Annotated in this window: 15 protein-coding genes; 9 read left to right on the forward strand and 6 right to left on the reverse strand. The window is 30.5% G+C overall.

Annotated elements, in window-relative coordinates:
• Positions 1 to 6: 6 nt before the first annotated feature.
• A complete protein-coding gene (gene gmd, locus V7P59_RS01025; protein WP_333807801.1) occupies positions 7 to 1,092 on the reverse strand; it encodes a GDP-mannose 4,6-dehydratase in 1,086 nt (361 codons plus the stop codon).
• Positions 1,093 to 1,473: 381 nt separating this feature from the next.
• On the opposite strand from gmd, the gene V7P59_RS01030 reads away from it, so the two are divergent.
• On the forward strand, positions 1,474 to 2,454 hold the full coding sequence (locus V7P59_RS01030; protein ID WP_333807804.1) for an O-antigen ligase family protein: 981 nt from the start codon (positions 1,474 to 1,476) through the stop codon (positions 2,452 to 2,454).
• Positions 2,455 to 2,460: 6 nt separating this feature from the next.
• Here the strand turns inward: V7P59_RS01030 and V7P59_RS01035 are convergent, their stop codons facing one another.
• Together V7P59_RS01035 and V7P59_RS01040 are read right to left on the reverse strand one after the other, a co-directional pair.
• Complete coding sequence (locus tag V7P59_RS01035) at positions 2,461 to 3,621, reverse strand: glycosyltransferase family 4 protein (protein WP_333807806.1); 1,161 nt, start codon at positions 3,619 to 3,621, stop codon at positions 2,461 to 2,463.
• A 5-nt stretch (positions 3,622 to 3,626) separates the two neighbouring features.
• On the reverse strand, positions 3,627 to 4,403 hold the full coding sequence (locus V7P59_RS01040; protein WP_333807807.1) for a 2OG-Fe(II) oxygenase: 777 nt from the start codon (positions 4,401 to 4,403) through the stop codon (positions 3,627 to 3,629).
• A 144-nt stretch (positions 4,404 to 4,547) separates the two neighbouring features.
• Between V7P59_RS01040 and V7P59_RS01045 the strand changes: the two genes are divergently transcribed.
• From V7P59_RS01045 to V7P59_RS01065, 5 genes are all read left to right on the forward strand, one after another.
• Positions 4,548 to 5,663, forward strand: coding sequence for a DUF1972 domain-containing protein (locus V7P59_RS01045; protein WP_333807809.1), 1,116 nt, complete (start codon positions 4,548 to 4,550; stop codon positions 5,661 to 5,663).
• Complete coding sequence (locus tag V7P59_RS01050; protein ID WP_333807811.1) at positions 5,596 to 6,930, forward strand: O-antigen ligase family protein; 1,335 nt, start codon at positions 5,596 to 5,598, stop codon at positions 6,928 to 6,930. The genes V7P59_RS01045 and V7P59_RS01050 overlap by 68 nt, the downstream gene beginning before the upstream one ends.
• A 1-nt stretch (position 6,931) precedes the next feature.
• The gene (locus V7P59_RS01055) at positions 6,932 to 7,915 is read left to right on the forward strand and encodes a UDP-glucuronic acid decarboxylase family protein (RefSeq protein ID WP_333807813.1); all 984 of its coding nucleotides are present in this window, start codon (positions 6,932 to 6,934) and stop codon (positions 7,913 to 7,915) included.
• Positions 7,916 to 8,020: 105 nt separating this feature from the next.
• Positions 8,021 to 9,268: an undecaprenyl-phosphate glucose phosphotransferase gene (locus V7P59_RS01060; protein ID WP_442902405.1), complete on the forward strand. Its 1,248-nt coding sequence runs from the start codon at positions 8,021 to 8,023 to the stop codon at positions 9,266 to 9,268.
• Entirely contained in the window at positions 9,268 to 10,020 is a 753-nt protein-coding gene (locus V7P59_RS01065; protein WP_333807817.1) for a glycosyltransferase family 2 protein, read from the forward strand. Before V7P59_RS01060 ends, V7P59_RS01065 begins: the two co-directional genes overlap by 1 nt.
• Positions 10,021 to 10,149: 129 nt before the next feature.
• Here V7P59_RS01065 and V7P59_RS01070 read toward each other — a convergent pair whose 3' ends face one another.
• Positions 10,150 to 11,472, reverse strand: a complete 1,323-nt coding sequence (locus V7P59_RS01070; protein WP_333807819.1) for a phenylacetate--CoA ligase family protein — start codon at positions 11,470 to 11,472, stop codon at positions 10,150 to 10,152.
• A gap of 112 nt (positions 11,473 to 11,584) precedes the next feature.
• On the opposite strand from V7P59_RS01070, the gene purD reads away from it, so the two are divergent.
• Positions 11,585 to 12,856 (forward strand): phosphoribosylamine--glycine ligase, encoded by a 1,272-nt coding sequence (gene purD, locus V7P59_RS01075; protein ID WP_333807821.1) that lies wholly within the window; start codon positions 11,585 to 11,587, stop codon positions 12,854 to 12,856.
• Positions 12,857 to 12,876: 20 nt separating this feature from the next.
• On the opposite strand, the gene V7P59_RS01080 is transcribed toward purD, so the two are convergent.
• Entirely contained in the window at positions 12,877 to 13,107 is a 231-nt protein-coding gene (locus V7P59_RS01080) for a DUF6341 family protein (protein WP_333807823.1), read from the reverse strand.
• Positions 13,108 to 13,153: 46 nt separating this feature from the next.
• On the opposite strand from V7P59_RS01080, the gene V7P59_RS01085 reads away from it, so the two are divergent.
• A complete protein-coding gene (locus V7P59_RS01085) occupies positions 13,154 to 14,083 on the forward strand; it encodes a DUF6427 family protein (RefSeq protein WP_333807825.1) in 930 nt (309 codons plus the stop codon).
• On the opposite strand, the gene upp is transcribed toward V7P59_RS01085, so the two are convergent.
• Complete coding sequence (gene upp / locus V7P59_RS01090) at positions 14,078 to 14,731, reverse strand: uracil phosphoribosyltransferase (protein ID WP_333807827.1); 654 nt, start codon at positions 14,729 to 14,731, stop codon at positions 14,078 to 14,080. The two genes, V7P59_RS01085 and upp, sit on opposite strands and share 6 nt — an antisense overlap.
• A 74-nt stretch (positions 14,732 to 14,805) precedes the next feature.
• Here upp and V7P59_RS01095 point away from each other — a divergent pair, with 74 nt between their 5' ends.
• On the forward strand, positions 14,806 to 15,411 hold the full coding sequence (locus V7P59_RS01095; protein WP_333807829.1) for a DUF4254 domain-containing protein: 606 nt from the start codon (positions 14,806 to 14,808) through the stop codon (positions 15,409 to 15,411).
• Positions 15,412 to 15,416 lie beyond the last annotated feature (5 nt).

Genomic DNA, 15,416 nt, shown 5'->3' on the forward strand with positions numbered 1-15,416 from the left:
GAGAAATTATTCGTATCTTTTTAATGAATCTCTGTCTTTAAAACGAACAACATAGTTTAAATCGTGTTGCATCATGATTTTAACTAGATCTTCGATAGAAGTACGACTAGGATTCCAACCCAATTGAGTTTTAGCTTTTGTAGGATCTCCTAATAAACTTTCTACTTCAGCAGGTCTGTAATAGTTTGGATCAACCTCAATAATTACTTTTCCAGTAGCTTTGCAAATTCCTTTTTCATTTTCATTTTCTCCTTGCCATTCTAGTTCGATACCCGCTTCTTTAAAGGCTAATTCACAGAAATAGCGCACCGAATATTGAATCCCTGTTGCAATTACATAATCTTCAGGTTGTTCTTGTTGTAGCATTAACCACATACATTCTACGTAATCTTTTGCATAACCCCAATCACGCATAGCGTTAAGGTTCCCTAAATATAATTTTTCTTGTAATCCGTGTTTAATTCTTGAAGCGGAAAGCGTAATTTTTCTAGTAACAAATGTTTCTCCTCTTCGTTCTGATTCGTGATTGAATAAAATTCCGTTTACAGCAAACATACCGTAAGATTCCCGATAATTTTTAGTAATCCAAAATGCATAAATTTTAGCTACTCCATAAGGAGAGCGTGGGTAAAAAGGAGTGGTCTCTTTTTGAGGTACTTCTTGCACTTTTCCGTATAATTCAGAAGTAGAAGCTTGGTAAATTTTTGTTGTTTTAGTCAACCCACAAATTCTGATTGCTTCTAACAAACGTAACGTTCCAACAGCATCTGTTTCTGCAGTATATTCTGGCATATCAAAAGATACTTTTACATGCGATTGCGCTGCTAAATTGTAAATTTCGTTGGGTTTAATTTGTTGCACTAAGCGAATTAAACTTGTGGAGTCCGTCATATCTCCATAGTGGAGGTTGATTTTTTTATCTTTATGTAAGTCTCTAATTAAAGATTCAATGTATAAATGCTCAATTCTTTCAGTATTAAAAGTAGAACTTCTTCTAATAATTCCATGAACTTCATAACCTTTTTCTAATAATAATTCTGCTAAATAAGAACCATCCTGCCCATTAATTCCTGTAATTAACGCTTTTTTCATCTTGGGTAAAAATTTTGTAGCCACAAATATATATCTTCAATTAGTAATTGTATAATTTTTAGCAATATATTTTGTGAAATAGCTTTATATTTGGGGGCTAAATACTAGAATTTGATTGCAAAAAAACACATCCCAATAACGTTATTTACACTTGTTTTATTGTGCGAACTTTATTTGTCTTCTTACAAGTTAAATTTTGCTATTCAATTTGTGTCATTGGTTTTGGTGGTGTTTTATAGTAAAACAACTATTTCATTGCGTTTTTTTAAAACAATTCTTCCTTTATTATTAATTTTTTTTGTTGGTTTTATAGGTTATATGCTGGATTTTTATCCACTGTCTGCCACAATTAAAGACATTACTTATTTTTTAAAACCTATTATGGCACTTGTACTTAGTTATGTATTAATTAAGAAACAAAATGACATGTTTCACTTCTTAAAAGCAATTGTTTTTATTGCGGCTTTTACGGCTTTTTTACATTTATTTGGAATATTTGTATTGGGCGATTTTAGAGCTAATTCGATACATGAATTAAGGGGCGATTTTGGTTTAGATAATTTCATAGAAATTTTTGCCTTTTATATTCTATTATTATCAAAACGATTTTTAGGGAAATCAATAGTAGCCGACAGAAGATGGCACTATATATTGATTGTTCTTTTTATTTTATCAATTTATCTGTATTTTTCTAGAACGATGTTGGTGGCCTTTTTTTTAACAGGTTTTTCGATGTTTGGTTATGCTAAAATTACAACAAGAACCTTTAAGTTTATTGGATTAGCTTTTTTAATAATTGGGCTGATCTATGCTTATTTGTTTTCAGTTAAAATTGACCGAAATGCAAAAGGAGTTGAGGCGTTTTTGTACAAAATAAAGATAGCCCCAGAAGAGATTTTTGAAACCAAAATAGATAGAGAAAACCACAAGGAACTTTGGGATCATTGGCGCGGATATGAAGCTAAAAGAGCTTTTTCATTGATGGAAAAACAACCCTCTAGTTATATTTTTGGAACAGGTTACGGTTCTCTAGTTAACTTAAAATTTAAAGCACCTGTTGGAGAGAAAGATATGAAATTCATTTCAAGAATACATAATGGTTATGTCTTTGTTTTGTACAAAACAGGTTTTGTAGGGTTGATTCTATACTTTATTTTTTTAATCAAATTATACTTAAAAATTTATACTAAAAAAACTTCTGAAGAAGCTTATTTTGTAGATAGAATTATTGTTAGTATTAGTATTTTTTATTTTTTTAGTTCTTTAATCATTACCGGAATTTACATTCCTATTGATGCAGTAGTTTTTATTCTAGGAGGTTTATTAGCAGTTGAAAAATTAGTAAAAGATATTACACTATAAACTAATTTATCGTGTTAATTTTTCATATTCATTCGTAAAACTTTTTACGTATTTTTTTGTTGAAAAGTTATCATTTACTCTTTTAAATCCTTTTTCTCCATAAATTTTAATTAGCTCTGGATTCTGTAGTAAAAAAGAAATTTTTTCTGCTAAATCTATAGCATTATTTGCTTCAAATAGTAAACCAGTTTCATTTTGCTTTACAATTTCTACCAAACCACCATGATTAGCCGCAATAACTGGTTTTTTTGATAGCATCGCTTCTGTAGCTACCAACCCAAAGGATTCCTTTTCAGTGGAAGGGACAACAGTTATATCAATTGTATCATAATAAGGCCAAATATTTTCTTGAAAATCAATGAATGAAACTTTACTTCGCAAAGAATTTTTTTCAATTTTTTTCAATATATCTTCTAGATATTCTTCTTTTCCTTTAACAGCTGAACCTATGAATACCAAGTGAATATCAGTATGTTTTTTTTGCAAAATTGTAAAAGCATCTAGCATTAAATCTTGACCTTTAATCTTACTAATCCTACCTATTAATCCAATTAATATTTTATCGTTAATTTCCGTGGAAATTGAACTTTTAATTTTGGCAATTTCTACTTCATCAATTTTTTCAATATTTCTTTCCTGACCATTATAAATAACAGTTGATTTAACCTTAATTTTTGGATAAATTGAAGTAAAATGATTTGAAGTGGCAAAAGAGTTAAAAATTACTTTATCTGAAAAAAAATGAATTATTTTCGGATAAATTAAGGCAACTCTTTTAGGTTTCTCAATTATTTCGTGAACATGCCAAAGATGTGGAATTCTAAAAAAAAAGGAATAAAAAGCACCAATAAAAACAGATGTTGCATTGGAATGAATTAGATGTATTTTTTTTCCTTTCAACTGTTTTTTAATAGTTAAAAAAGATTTTATAATTTCAAAAGGTAATTTGATAAAAAAAGAGGGCTTTAAAACACCTCTTTTTACTTTAATCACAGATGAAAGAATTACTTGAATTCCTTTTTTTTCAAGAAGTCGTTTTAACGGACCATCTTCATGTAAGACTACAATTGGTGTATAATTTTCTGGAAAATTATTTATTAGTTCCAAAATTGCTTTATCTGCACCATAAAGTTCGGCTGACTGATTGACAATTAAAACATTTTTCATTTTAACTACTGATTTTTAGCGGTTCCACTGCCAAATAATTTATTCTTAGTTTGCACTAAAAAATTGTAGTTTTTAGCTAATTGTTTTTTAAAGAATGAAGCATTTTCTTTTGGAAACCAATCTGTAGTTCTAGGTGTTTCTAAATGTCTATTGTGAATTTGATATGCATACGTTGCAATAGAGGTTCTATAATTTCCTTCTGGAAAATTAGTCATATCATATCCATGAAGCGTGTAAGGAGCACATTGTTGTATGATTAATCTATTGAAAGGTACATCTAATTCTGTTTCTTCGTCTGTTCTTAAATCTCTAATTTTTAACCCCCCTTTGTATTCAGGTTTCCAATCTTTGTTTAAATAAAGCAATAAATTTAATTCTCTATACCAATTTTTATTGATAGGATGATAATTAAAATCAAGATGCATATCTAAAAAACTATTCTTTTTACCTTGATGCAAACCACCACCATGATTTTTAGGATCTACAAACACTTTTTTAGCTGTAATAAATGATAAAATAGTGTTGAAACGTTCAGAAGATAAATCATTATATAATTCTTCTAGTTCAGGAGATAAAACTTTATAATTGGATTTTTCAAATTTATTATTAGCAAAAGCATAATCTCTACTTTTATTTTCTAATTCTGGGATTGATGCATAAGCTTTGCTAAGCTTTTCTTCATCACAAAAATTATCAATAATTAGATGTGGAAAAGGTTGAGCGGTTAAATATTTAATTCTAATCGCTTCTTTATTGCTTTCTAAAAACTCAAAATTTATCATAATTGGATATCGTCTGTTAAAGCAAAAATAAAAAATTAAATTAGATAAATGAGATGATATTTATCATAATATCCAAAAAAATGTGCTGAAATGAGTAATAAACAGAAGAGAAGATGTAATTTTGCTTTTGTTAAAAAAATCTAAATGAAAATTGGAATTTTAGGAACGCGTGGAATCCCTAATCACTATGGGGGTTTTGAGCAGTTTGCAGAATTTTTTGCCACTTATGCCGCAACTCAAGGACATGAGGTGTATGTTTATAATTCCCATAGTCATCCTTATCAAGAAAAGGAATTCAGAGGTGTGAATATTGTGCATTGCTATGATCCTGAAAATAAAATAGGAACCGTTGGTCAGTTTATATATGACTTAAATTGCATACGAGATGCAAGAAAAAGGAGTTTTGATATCATTCTTCAGTTGGGTTACACTAGTAGTTCAGTATGGTTTTCATTACATCCAAAAAAAGCAATAGTCATAACAAATATGGATGGTTTAGAATGGAAACGAACAAAATATTCAAAAAAAGTTCAAAAAGCACTTCAAATTGCAGAAAGGTTAGCTGTAAAAAAGAGTGATTTTTTAATTGCAGATTCTATCGGAATTCAAAAATATATCAAAGAAAAGTATCAAAAAGAAAGCACTTATATTGCCTATGGTGCTCATAATTTTGATAATCCCAATCCAGAAATTTTAAAAGAATATCAAGTTGAAAAGGAAAACTTCAACATGATAATGGCGCGTTTTGAGCCTGAAAATAATTTTGATATGGTATTAGAAGGGGTTGCCAAAACAGAACATAAAATGCCAATTTTGGTAATTGGAAACTACAACACCAAATACGGAACTTATTTAAAAAATAAATTTGAAGCCTATTCTCATATCCGTTTTTTAGGAGCGGTTTACAATTTGGAACACTTAAACAATTTACGATATTATTCTAATCTTTATTTTCATGGTCATACCGTTGGAGGAACAAACCCCTCTTTGCTAGAAGCTATGGCTTCAAAAGCTTTGATAGCATCTCATAACAATGATTTTAATAAAGGAGTTTTACAGGAAAACGCATATTATTTTTCCAATGCAGAAGAGGTTAAAAAAATCTTAAATACTGTCAAAAAAATTGATAACTTGCAATTCGTAGAAAATAACTATGCTGCAATAGCAGCAACTTTTAATTGGGAAAAAATAAATGAGCAATATTTACAGCTTTTTAAACAATGTTTGGAAGGAACTTCTAGAAGAAAACAAGCAAAATAAAGCGTTTATTCCTTTTGTATTATTACTGGTTACTTTGCCTATTTCTATGGCTATCAATAATATTGTATTAGGAATTTTTTTTATTTCAGCACTTTTTTACATTGGTAAAAAGAAGATATCTTTTCCTCTAGTTTACATGATTCCTATTTTGTTGTTTGTATGGATGAGTATTTCCAGTTTTTGGTCCATTGATCTTAAAAGAACGTTGAATGCTATTCCAAAAGAAGTTGCTTTGTTACTGATTCCATTGGGATTTATGCTGATTCCAAATTTCACAAAAGAACAAAAGGATAAGATTTTAAAATATTACAGTTACACAATGTTAGTATATGTTGTGTTTTTTTTAATACGAGCAGTTATACGATTTTTAATTACCAAAGAAACCAGTGTGTTCTTTTATCACGGACCCAATAATGATACTGATACGGGATTAGTTCCTAGATTATTAAACGCTATTCATGTATCGGTTTATGTAGCCATTGCATTTTTTTATTTTTTCATCAGACAACACAAAACAAAAGTTGAGCAGATATCAAGCCTTTTATTATTTGTTTTCGTGATTCTACTTTCGTCAAAAAATATTATTTTAATTTTAGTTTTATTAATATTAATACAGGTCTTTTTCTATTCAAAAATTGCTAATCGTCTCCGTTTACGAAATCTTACTATTATATTGATTTTACTAGGATTTATAGTTTCTTTTAGTAAGATTAAAGAGCGATTTCTTATTGAATTTAGGACAAACTCAGACAAAAGTATTTCACATAATGTTGAATTAAATAAAAAAGAAGGGATTAATAATATTAGTATTGCAGACGCTTGGACAAAAGAACAATTTCATCCTTCAGATTATTTTCCAGGATCAGCATTTCGTGTATACCAATTTAGAATGTTTTTGGAGTTTTTGAATGAAGAACCCATATTTTGGAAAGGATTTGGTTTAAATGCTTCTTTGACTAAATTAAAAGCTAAAGAAAAACATTATAATTTATATCCTGGTTATGGTTCGTTTAATTTTCATAATCAATATGTTCAAATTTTTGCAGAATTAGGTCTTGTGGGATTTGTATTGTTGATAATAATTTTGTTTTTAAACACAAAAAAAGCTTTTATTACAAAAGATTTTATACATATTGCTTTTGCAATTCTAATGATAAGCTTATTTTTGACAGAATCTTTTTTGTGGAGACAAAGAGGGGTTTTGTTTTTTATGATATTTTATTGTCTTTATAACTCAAATATTGGTCCCCAATTAGAAAAAAAATAAAATGAAGAGAATTTTAATTACAGGTGCTGCTGGTTTTCTGGGCTCACATCTTTGCGATAGATTTATTAAAGAAGGTTATTTCGTTATCGGTATGGATAACTTAATCACCGGTGATTTAAAAAATATTGAACACTTATTTAAAAATGAACACTTCGAATTTTATCATCATGATATTACCAAATTCGTTCATGTTCCTGGTAAACTGGATTATATTTTACATTTTGCTTCACCAGCAAGCCCAATAGACTATTTAAAAATACCCATTCAAACTTTGAAAGTGGGATCATTGGGAACGCATAATTTACTTGGGTTGGCAAGGGTTAAAAAAGCAAGAATTCTTATTGCCTCAACTTCTGAGGTGTATGGAGATCCATTGGTTCACCCTCAAACAGAAGAATATTATGGAAATGTAAACACTATTGGTCCACGAGGTGTTTATGATGAAGCCAAACGTTTCCAAGAATCTATAACCATGGCATATCATACATTTCATGGGGTAGAAACGAGAATTGTTAGGATATTTAATACATATGGACCCAGAATGCGACTAAATGATGGTAGAGTTATTCCGGCATTTATTGGTCAAGCATTACGAGGTGAAGATTTAACTATTTTTGGTGATGGTAGCCAAACACGTTCGTTTTGTTACGTTGATGATCAAGTAGAAGGAATTTTCAGATTATTACATTCAGATTATCATCTGCCTGTTAATATTGGTAATCCAGATGAAATCACCATCAAAGATTTTGCAGAAGAAATTATGAAACTTACTGGAACTAACCAAAAAGTGGTATATCATCCCTTACCAGTAAACGATCCTATGCAAAGACAACCAGATATCACAAAAGCAAAAGAAATTTTAGGTTGGGAACCCAAAGTATCTAGATCCGAAGGCATGAAAATTACGTATGATTATTTTAAGACACTTTCTACAGAAGAGTTATTAAAAGAAGAACACAAAGATTTTACAAAATACATCCACTAATTGAAAAATAAAACAGGAAGATACTCTGTCTATATTAGACCCATAATAATATTTTTAGATTTATTAATTATAAATCTATTAGTATTGCTATGCATGAGATCTGCCATGAGCAACTTTGGATATCACAGTATTTTATCTTTGTTCTGGTTGATAATTTCGTATTATTCAGGATATTATGAAGTTTACCGATTTAGTAAAGGCATTGAAATTTTCGGGAAATTACTAAAACAGTTTTTCTTTATCGGCTTAATCACATTTGCTTATGTAGGTTACAAATATAAATACGTTACTACTGATGAAGTTGTAAAATATATCTTTTGGTCTTTTCTCTTAGTAGGATTATTAAAGTTTTCTATTTTTATTTTATTAAAAAAATACCGCCTTCTATATGGAGGAAACCATCGAAATGTGATTATTGTTGGTAATGGGAAAAGTGTTGATGAGTTAATTGAGTTTTTCACAACGAATTCAGATTATGGTTATAATTTAGTTCGCGTTTTTGATTTAAAAGGAAATAAAAGGCAGGAGTTAATAGAAAGTAAGGAATATGTTGTAGCAAATAAAATCGATGAAATCTATGCTTCTATTAATGTTTTATCAAACAATGAAATTAATGGATTAATCAATTTTGCTGATAATAATTTAAAAACGGTAAAATTCTTACCCGATAATAAAAACACTTTATTAAGAAATTTAGCCGTTGAATATTACGAATATATTCCTATTATTTCTTTACGAACTATTCCACTTGATAAAGAGGTCAACAAGAGGTTAAAAAGATTTTTCGATATTGTTTTTTCATTAACAATAATTGTTTTTTTACTTTCATGGTTAACCCCTATTTTAGCCTTAGTAATTCGTTTAGAATCAAAAGGTCCAACATTCTTTAAACAAAAAAGAAATGGGTTAAACTATGAAGAGTTTTATTGTTATAAGTTTCGTTCCATGTTTTTAAATCCAATTGCTGATTTAGAGCAAGTACAAAAAAATGATCCCAGAATTACGAGAATAGGAAAGTTCATTAGAAAAACAAGTATTGATGAACTCCCTCAGTTTTTTAATGTGCTTTTAGGAGACATGTCTGTTGTTGGACCTAGACCACATATGGTAAGTCATACAGAGATGTATGCTAAAAGTGTAGATAAGTTTATGGTGCGTCATTTTATCAAGCCAGGAATTACTGGGTTAGCTCAAATTAATGGTTTTAGGGGTGAAGTTGAAACAGAAAAAGATATTATTAATCGCGTGAAATACGATATTTTCTATCTTGAAAATTGGTCATTATTGCTAGATTTTAAAATCATTTTTGTAACTATAATTAATGCAATCAAAGGGGAGAAAAAAGCCTACTAATGAACGCTTTAGTTTCCATAATTACGCCTTCTTATAATTCTGCAAAATTTATTGCTGAAACTATTCAATCGGTGCAAAATCAAACCTTTCCAAATTGGGAAATGATTATTGTAGATGATGGTTCTTCAGACGAAACCGAAAGTGTTGTTTTATCCATAATTCAGAACGATAATCGCATTCAGTTTCATAAATTAAGTCAGAATTCTGGACCAGCAGTTGCACGAAATACGGGTATTGAAAAAGCTTCGGGAGATTACATGACTTTCATTGATGCCGATGATATTTGGTTTCCAACATTCATCGAAAACAATATCAAAACTATTCAAGAAACCGGAATTCCGTTTGTGTTTTCGTCTTATAAAAGAGCTAATGAGCAATTAGAATTTGTCTATTCTGATTTTATTGTTCCAAATAAAGTTTCTTATTCCGATATTCTAAAATCTAATTCCATTAGCTGTTTAACGGCTTTTGTTGACGTTAAAAAACTAGGAAAAAAATATATGCCACTCATCCGAAAACGTCAAGATATGGGATTGTGGTTGAATTATTTAAAAGTAATTCCATTCGCTCACGGAATACAAGAAACACAAGCGATTTACAGAATCAGAGAAAATTCCCTTTCCCGAAAAAAATCAGATTTAATTAAATACCAATGGCAATTTTATAGAGAAGTTGAAAAATTGAATGTTTTCCAATCGGCTTATTATATGTTGCACTGGATGTATCGCGGTTTTATGAAATATAGAAATTAATTCCTTTTTTTACCAAAAAGAACACAAGGAAGGCTCAAAGAGCACAAGGTTTTAACAGCAGATTTGCAAAGTTTAGATGATACTTTGTGATGCTTTATGTTTGGCTTTGCGAAACTCTGTGTAACTGATTCAAATCATCGACTGAAATTGCTTCAATTTTCCTCTTTTCGTGCGTTCCAAAACTGCTTTTCGATTGTAAGTAAAATGTAATCCTGGCTCTAAATATTTCGCAATTGCTTTTTCAATTTCCTGAATTTGTTCTGAAGTCAATTCTACCGAACTCACATAATCAATTTCAAAACTATCCAATTTCGTTTGACGTACAATAAATTCTTTTACGTTTCCGTCGTCTTCAATAATACTTTTGGTTACATAGTAAAACGTTAATCCAGGCGATTTTTTCCCGCTTGGTAAAAGTGCTACATCACTAGTTCTTCCGATTAATTTTTTCAGAATTGGTTTTTTCAATGTGCTTTTTTCATCCAAAATTCCAACATCGCCGATTTCATAACGAATAAACGGATGTGCTTTGTTGTACAACGAAGTAATCACCACTTTTCCTTCTTTTCCATAAGGAACGGGTTGATTATTTTCATCCAAAATCTCCACAAATAAGGTTTCCGAATTCACTTGCCATTTGTCTTTCGGGTTTTGAAAAGCAATTAAATCTAATTCCGAAGCACCATATTCATTCACAACAGGAATTCCTAAATGTTTTTCTAGCAGAATTTTATCTTCTTCAAATAACATTTCCGAAGTTACCATACAAACTTTCAACGTTGGACAAACATCAGTTAAAATGATATTTCGCGCTTGTAAATATTTTCCAAAAAGCACAATCGAACTCGTGTAACCATTGATATAATCAAACTTTTTCGTTTTAAAATGTTTCAAAACGCCGTCTAAAACTTTGTCCGATAAATCAAAAATGGGGAAACGATATCTTTTGCTTAAAAAGTCTTTCAAGCGTTCTTTTCGATATCCAATAAAATCCAACGGAATCCCATAAAATCGTGCTTGATACGACGAATTGAAATCAACACCATACCAACCAAAGCGATAAATAATCGAAGCCCAAGTTATTGCATGTGCTTCTTTATCCTTTGCAAAAACAAAAGGATCACCACTCGAACCTGAAGTTTTATTCACAAAAACCGTTTTCTCAGAATAACCTCTGGAAAGTCGGTCTTTTAAAGGTTTTTGCAAATCTTTTTTGGTTAGAACAGGTAAATCATTCCATCCCGAAACTTCGGGATCAAAAGTTTCTTTTCCAACTAAATTCTGATAGAAAGCATTGTTTTTCAAATGAAATTCCACAATTTCTCTTTTTTTAGTTTCGAGATAATCGGGATAATCTGCTTCCGAAATTTGTAGAATTTTCTCAAAATCAGCCTGAGCTTTCGCAATAGGAAAACCGCTTAATTTTAAAGAAAGATGAAACAAGTTGAACATTTGTTGGAATTTATCCAAAAGTACTAAATCTGAAAATAATCTTTCTTCTTTTTTCTTTTTTCTTTCTTCTTAAGAAATAGTACTTTTGCCAAACAACATAACAACACACAAAATGACTATTTTACTACTTGGTTCTGGCGGTCGCGAACACGCACTGGCTTGGAAAATGCTTCAATCTTCAAAATGTACTTCTCTTTTTGTTGCGCCTGGAAATGCAGGAACGGCAACCATTGCAAAAAATGTGGATTTAAATCCGAATAATTTTGATGCAGTTAAGGCTTTTGTTTTACAAGAAAAAGTAGAAATGGTAGTGGTGGGGCCAGAAGATCCATTGGTTTTAGGAATTTATGATTTCTTCAAAAACGATGCAGAAATCAATCACATTCCAGTAATCGGGCCATCAAAAGTGGGAGCACAATTAGAAGGAAGTAAAGAATTTGCGAAAGAATTTTTAGTAAAACACAATATTCCAACGGCTCGTTACGAAAGTTTTACCAAAGAAACCGTAGAGCAAGGTTGCCAGTTTTTAGAAACTTTAGATGCACCATACGTTCTAAAAGCAGACGGATTAGCTGCTGGAAAAGGCGTTTTAATCTTATCAGATCTAGAGGAAGCGAAAACGGAGTTAAGAAATATGTTAGTTGGAGCTAAATTTGGACAAGCAAGTTCAAAAGTAGTTATAGAAGAATTTTTAGACGGAATAGAATTAAGTTGTTTCGTTTTAACCGACGGAAAATCATATAAAGTATTGCCAACAGCAAAAGACTACAAAAGAATAGGAGAAGGCGATACAGGATTAAACACAGGTGGAATGGGTGCGGTTTCTCCAGTTCCATTTGCTGATGCCGTTTTATTAGAAAAAATTGAAACTCGAATTGTAAAACCTACTATCGCCGGTTTACAAAAAGACGGAATCGAATATAAAGGATTTGTTTTCATTGGATTAATCAACGTGAAAGGCGAACCAATGGTGATCGAATATAATGTTCGTATGGGCGATCCAGAAACGGAAGTAGTCATGCCAAGATTAAAAAGTGATTTAGTTGAAATTTTTGAAGCCATCGCAAACCAAGAATTAGAGAAAATCACATTAGAAATTGATGAAAGAGCAGCTACAACTATTATGGTTGTCTCAGGCGGTTATCCAGAAGATTATGAAAAAGGAAAAGAAATTTTTGGATTAGAAAACATAACCGATTCAATTCCTTTTCATGCGGGAACAAAATTAGAAAATGGAAAAGTAGTAACTAACGGAGGTCGCGTAATTGCGGTGACTTCGTATGGGAATGACTTTCAAGAAGCCATAAAAAAATCTTATCAAAGTATAGCAAAACTACAATTTGATAAGATGTATTATAGAAGAGATATTGGTAAGGATTTATAATCCTTACTAATATCTTAAGATTATTTTAAAAATGAGTGTGCCGTAGTATCTTGGTCATCTTCATTATTAGCTTTGAAGATGTTCAATTGCTTAATCCAATAGTACATAGCCGCACAACAGATAATAATAAAAATCCAGTTTAAGATATTTGCAGTCCACCAATTTGTTAATTCTAATTCTCTTAACCAATCAAGTGGCTTAAATAAAAAATCTACGAAAAGTGATTGTATTCCTTCAAAAAATGATTTCATTTTGATAAAGTATTATATTTACACCACAAAAATATAAAATATTCTAATGTTAGCAAGCATTTTTAGTAAAACAAGACCATTTAATTATTTAGTAGTAGGTATTCTATCGCTTTTTTTCTTTTTGGTGAAGATAATTACGCTAGCGCAACCTAATGCTGATTGGATTTACTACGCTGAAGAGTTTGGTTTGTATCTGCTTCTTTTTGCTTCATTATTCATTTTAAATTTCATTACGCTTAAGAACGGATTAACCAAAGGAAATAATTATGCTTTATTGTTGTTTTTTATTTTTCTTTTGTTCTTTTCCTCTATTTTCCAAAATAAAAACATCATTATTTCCAATTTTTTATTGCTTTTGGCTCTAAGAAGATTAATTTCCTTGAAATCCTTACTTCAAACTAAAGAGAAAATTTTTGATGCTTCATTTTGGATTTTCTTAGCGGCATTGTTTCACTTTTGGAGTATTTTTTACATCGTCTTAGTATTCATTGCTATTATTCTTCACGTTTCCAAAGATTATCGAAATTGGATTATTCCTTTTATTGCTTTATTTGCTGTAACTATTTTATTTTTCCTTGCGAATAGTATTCTAGACAATACTTTAATGAGTACTTTGTTAGATAAAACATATATCAGTTTTGATTTTTATTATTTTGATAATATTTACCAAAGAATTGCATTAGCAGCTTTTACTTCATTAAGTTTGTTTGCTTTCGTTTTACACGTTTTTGATGTTCCAAATAAAGCTTTGAACATGCAATCTTCTCATAAAACGATATTGTTTTCTTTTATTTTAGGTGTTGGAATTTATGTGCTTTCAGCCAATAAAAACAACGGAAGTTTAGCTTTTTGCTTTGGACCTCTAGCAATTATTGGAGCTAATTTTATCGAGAAAATCGAAAACAATTGGGTAAAAGAAATTGTAGTTTATGCCTTGTTAGCATTCGGAGTTTTCTTTTTTGTAATGCAATTATAATTTAATTCCGTAAGCTAAATCTCCTGCATCACCTAGACCTGGAACGATATAATTGTGTTCGTTCAATTTTTCATCTAGAGCTGCTACCCATAAATGACAGTTTTCGGGAACATTTTTCTCTAAGTATTCGATTCCTTCTGGAGTCGCGATAACAACTGCAATGTGAATTTCTTTTGGTTTTTGTTCCAAATGTAATTTATGTAAAACGGCTACTAATGATTGTCCAGTAGCTAACATTGGGTCAATTAAAATCAGATTTTTCCCTTCGAAAGATGGCGCTGCTTGATATTCTACCAAAATTTCAAATTTATCATCGTTGTCATAATGATGACGATAAGCCGAAACAAATCCGTTTTCTGCATTATCAAAAAAGCTCATAAAACCTTGATGTAAAGCTAAACCAGCACGAAGAATAGAACATAAAACTACAGGTTCAGCAATTGTTGTGGTGTGTTTGATACCAAGCGGCGTTTGCACATCAATGTTTTTGTAATCAAGTGTTTTACTTAATTCGTATGCCATTATTTCTCCAATACGCTCAATATTTTTTCTAAAACGCATACTATCTTTTTGGATGTTTACATCGCGAATTTGCGCTAAAAAATGATTAAGAATACTGTTTTGTTCAGAGATATAATGAATGTGCATCGATTTTATTTTTTGTAATTCAGGATAAAAGTACAAAAAATCGCTATTTTTGTAACAATTTTAAAGCTATAATTATGTTTGCTGAATTTGCATTTCCCATTTTTGAACAAAGTATCAAAACATATCACATCATTGACGATGTGTATCAACCCGTTGTAAATCCTTATGAAAAAGGAACTATTGAATATTTGTTGTTTGCAAAAAACTGGGTAGACACTGTGCAATGGCATTATGAAGATATCGTTCGTGATCCAAATATTGATCCAGTAGCAGCTTTAGATTTAAAACGTAAAATTGACGCTTCAAACCAAGTTCGTACGGATATGGTGGAATACATCGATAGTTATTTCTTGGATAAATACAAAGATGTTCAAGTAAAACCAAATGCAAAAATCAACACCGAAAGTCCAGCTTGGGCAATCGACCGTTTATCGATTTTAGCTTTGAAAATTTACCACATGAGTGAAGAAGCAAATCGTGCTGAAGCAACTGCTGAACACAGAGCAAAATGTCAAGAAAAATTGAATGTTTTGTTAGACCAAAAAAGCGACATGTTTACTTCAATTAGCGAGTTACTAACGGATATTGCTAATGGTGACAAATACATGAAAGTGTACAAACAAATGAAAATGTACAACGACGAGGAGTTAAATCCGGTGTTGTATCAAAATAAAAAATAGTCATC

Origin of the sequence: Flavobacterium sp. (assembly GCF_036782315.1) — a bacterium.
GTDB lineage: Bacteria > Bacteroidota > Bacteroidia > Flavobacteriales > Flavobacteriaceae > Flavobacterium.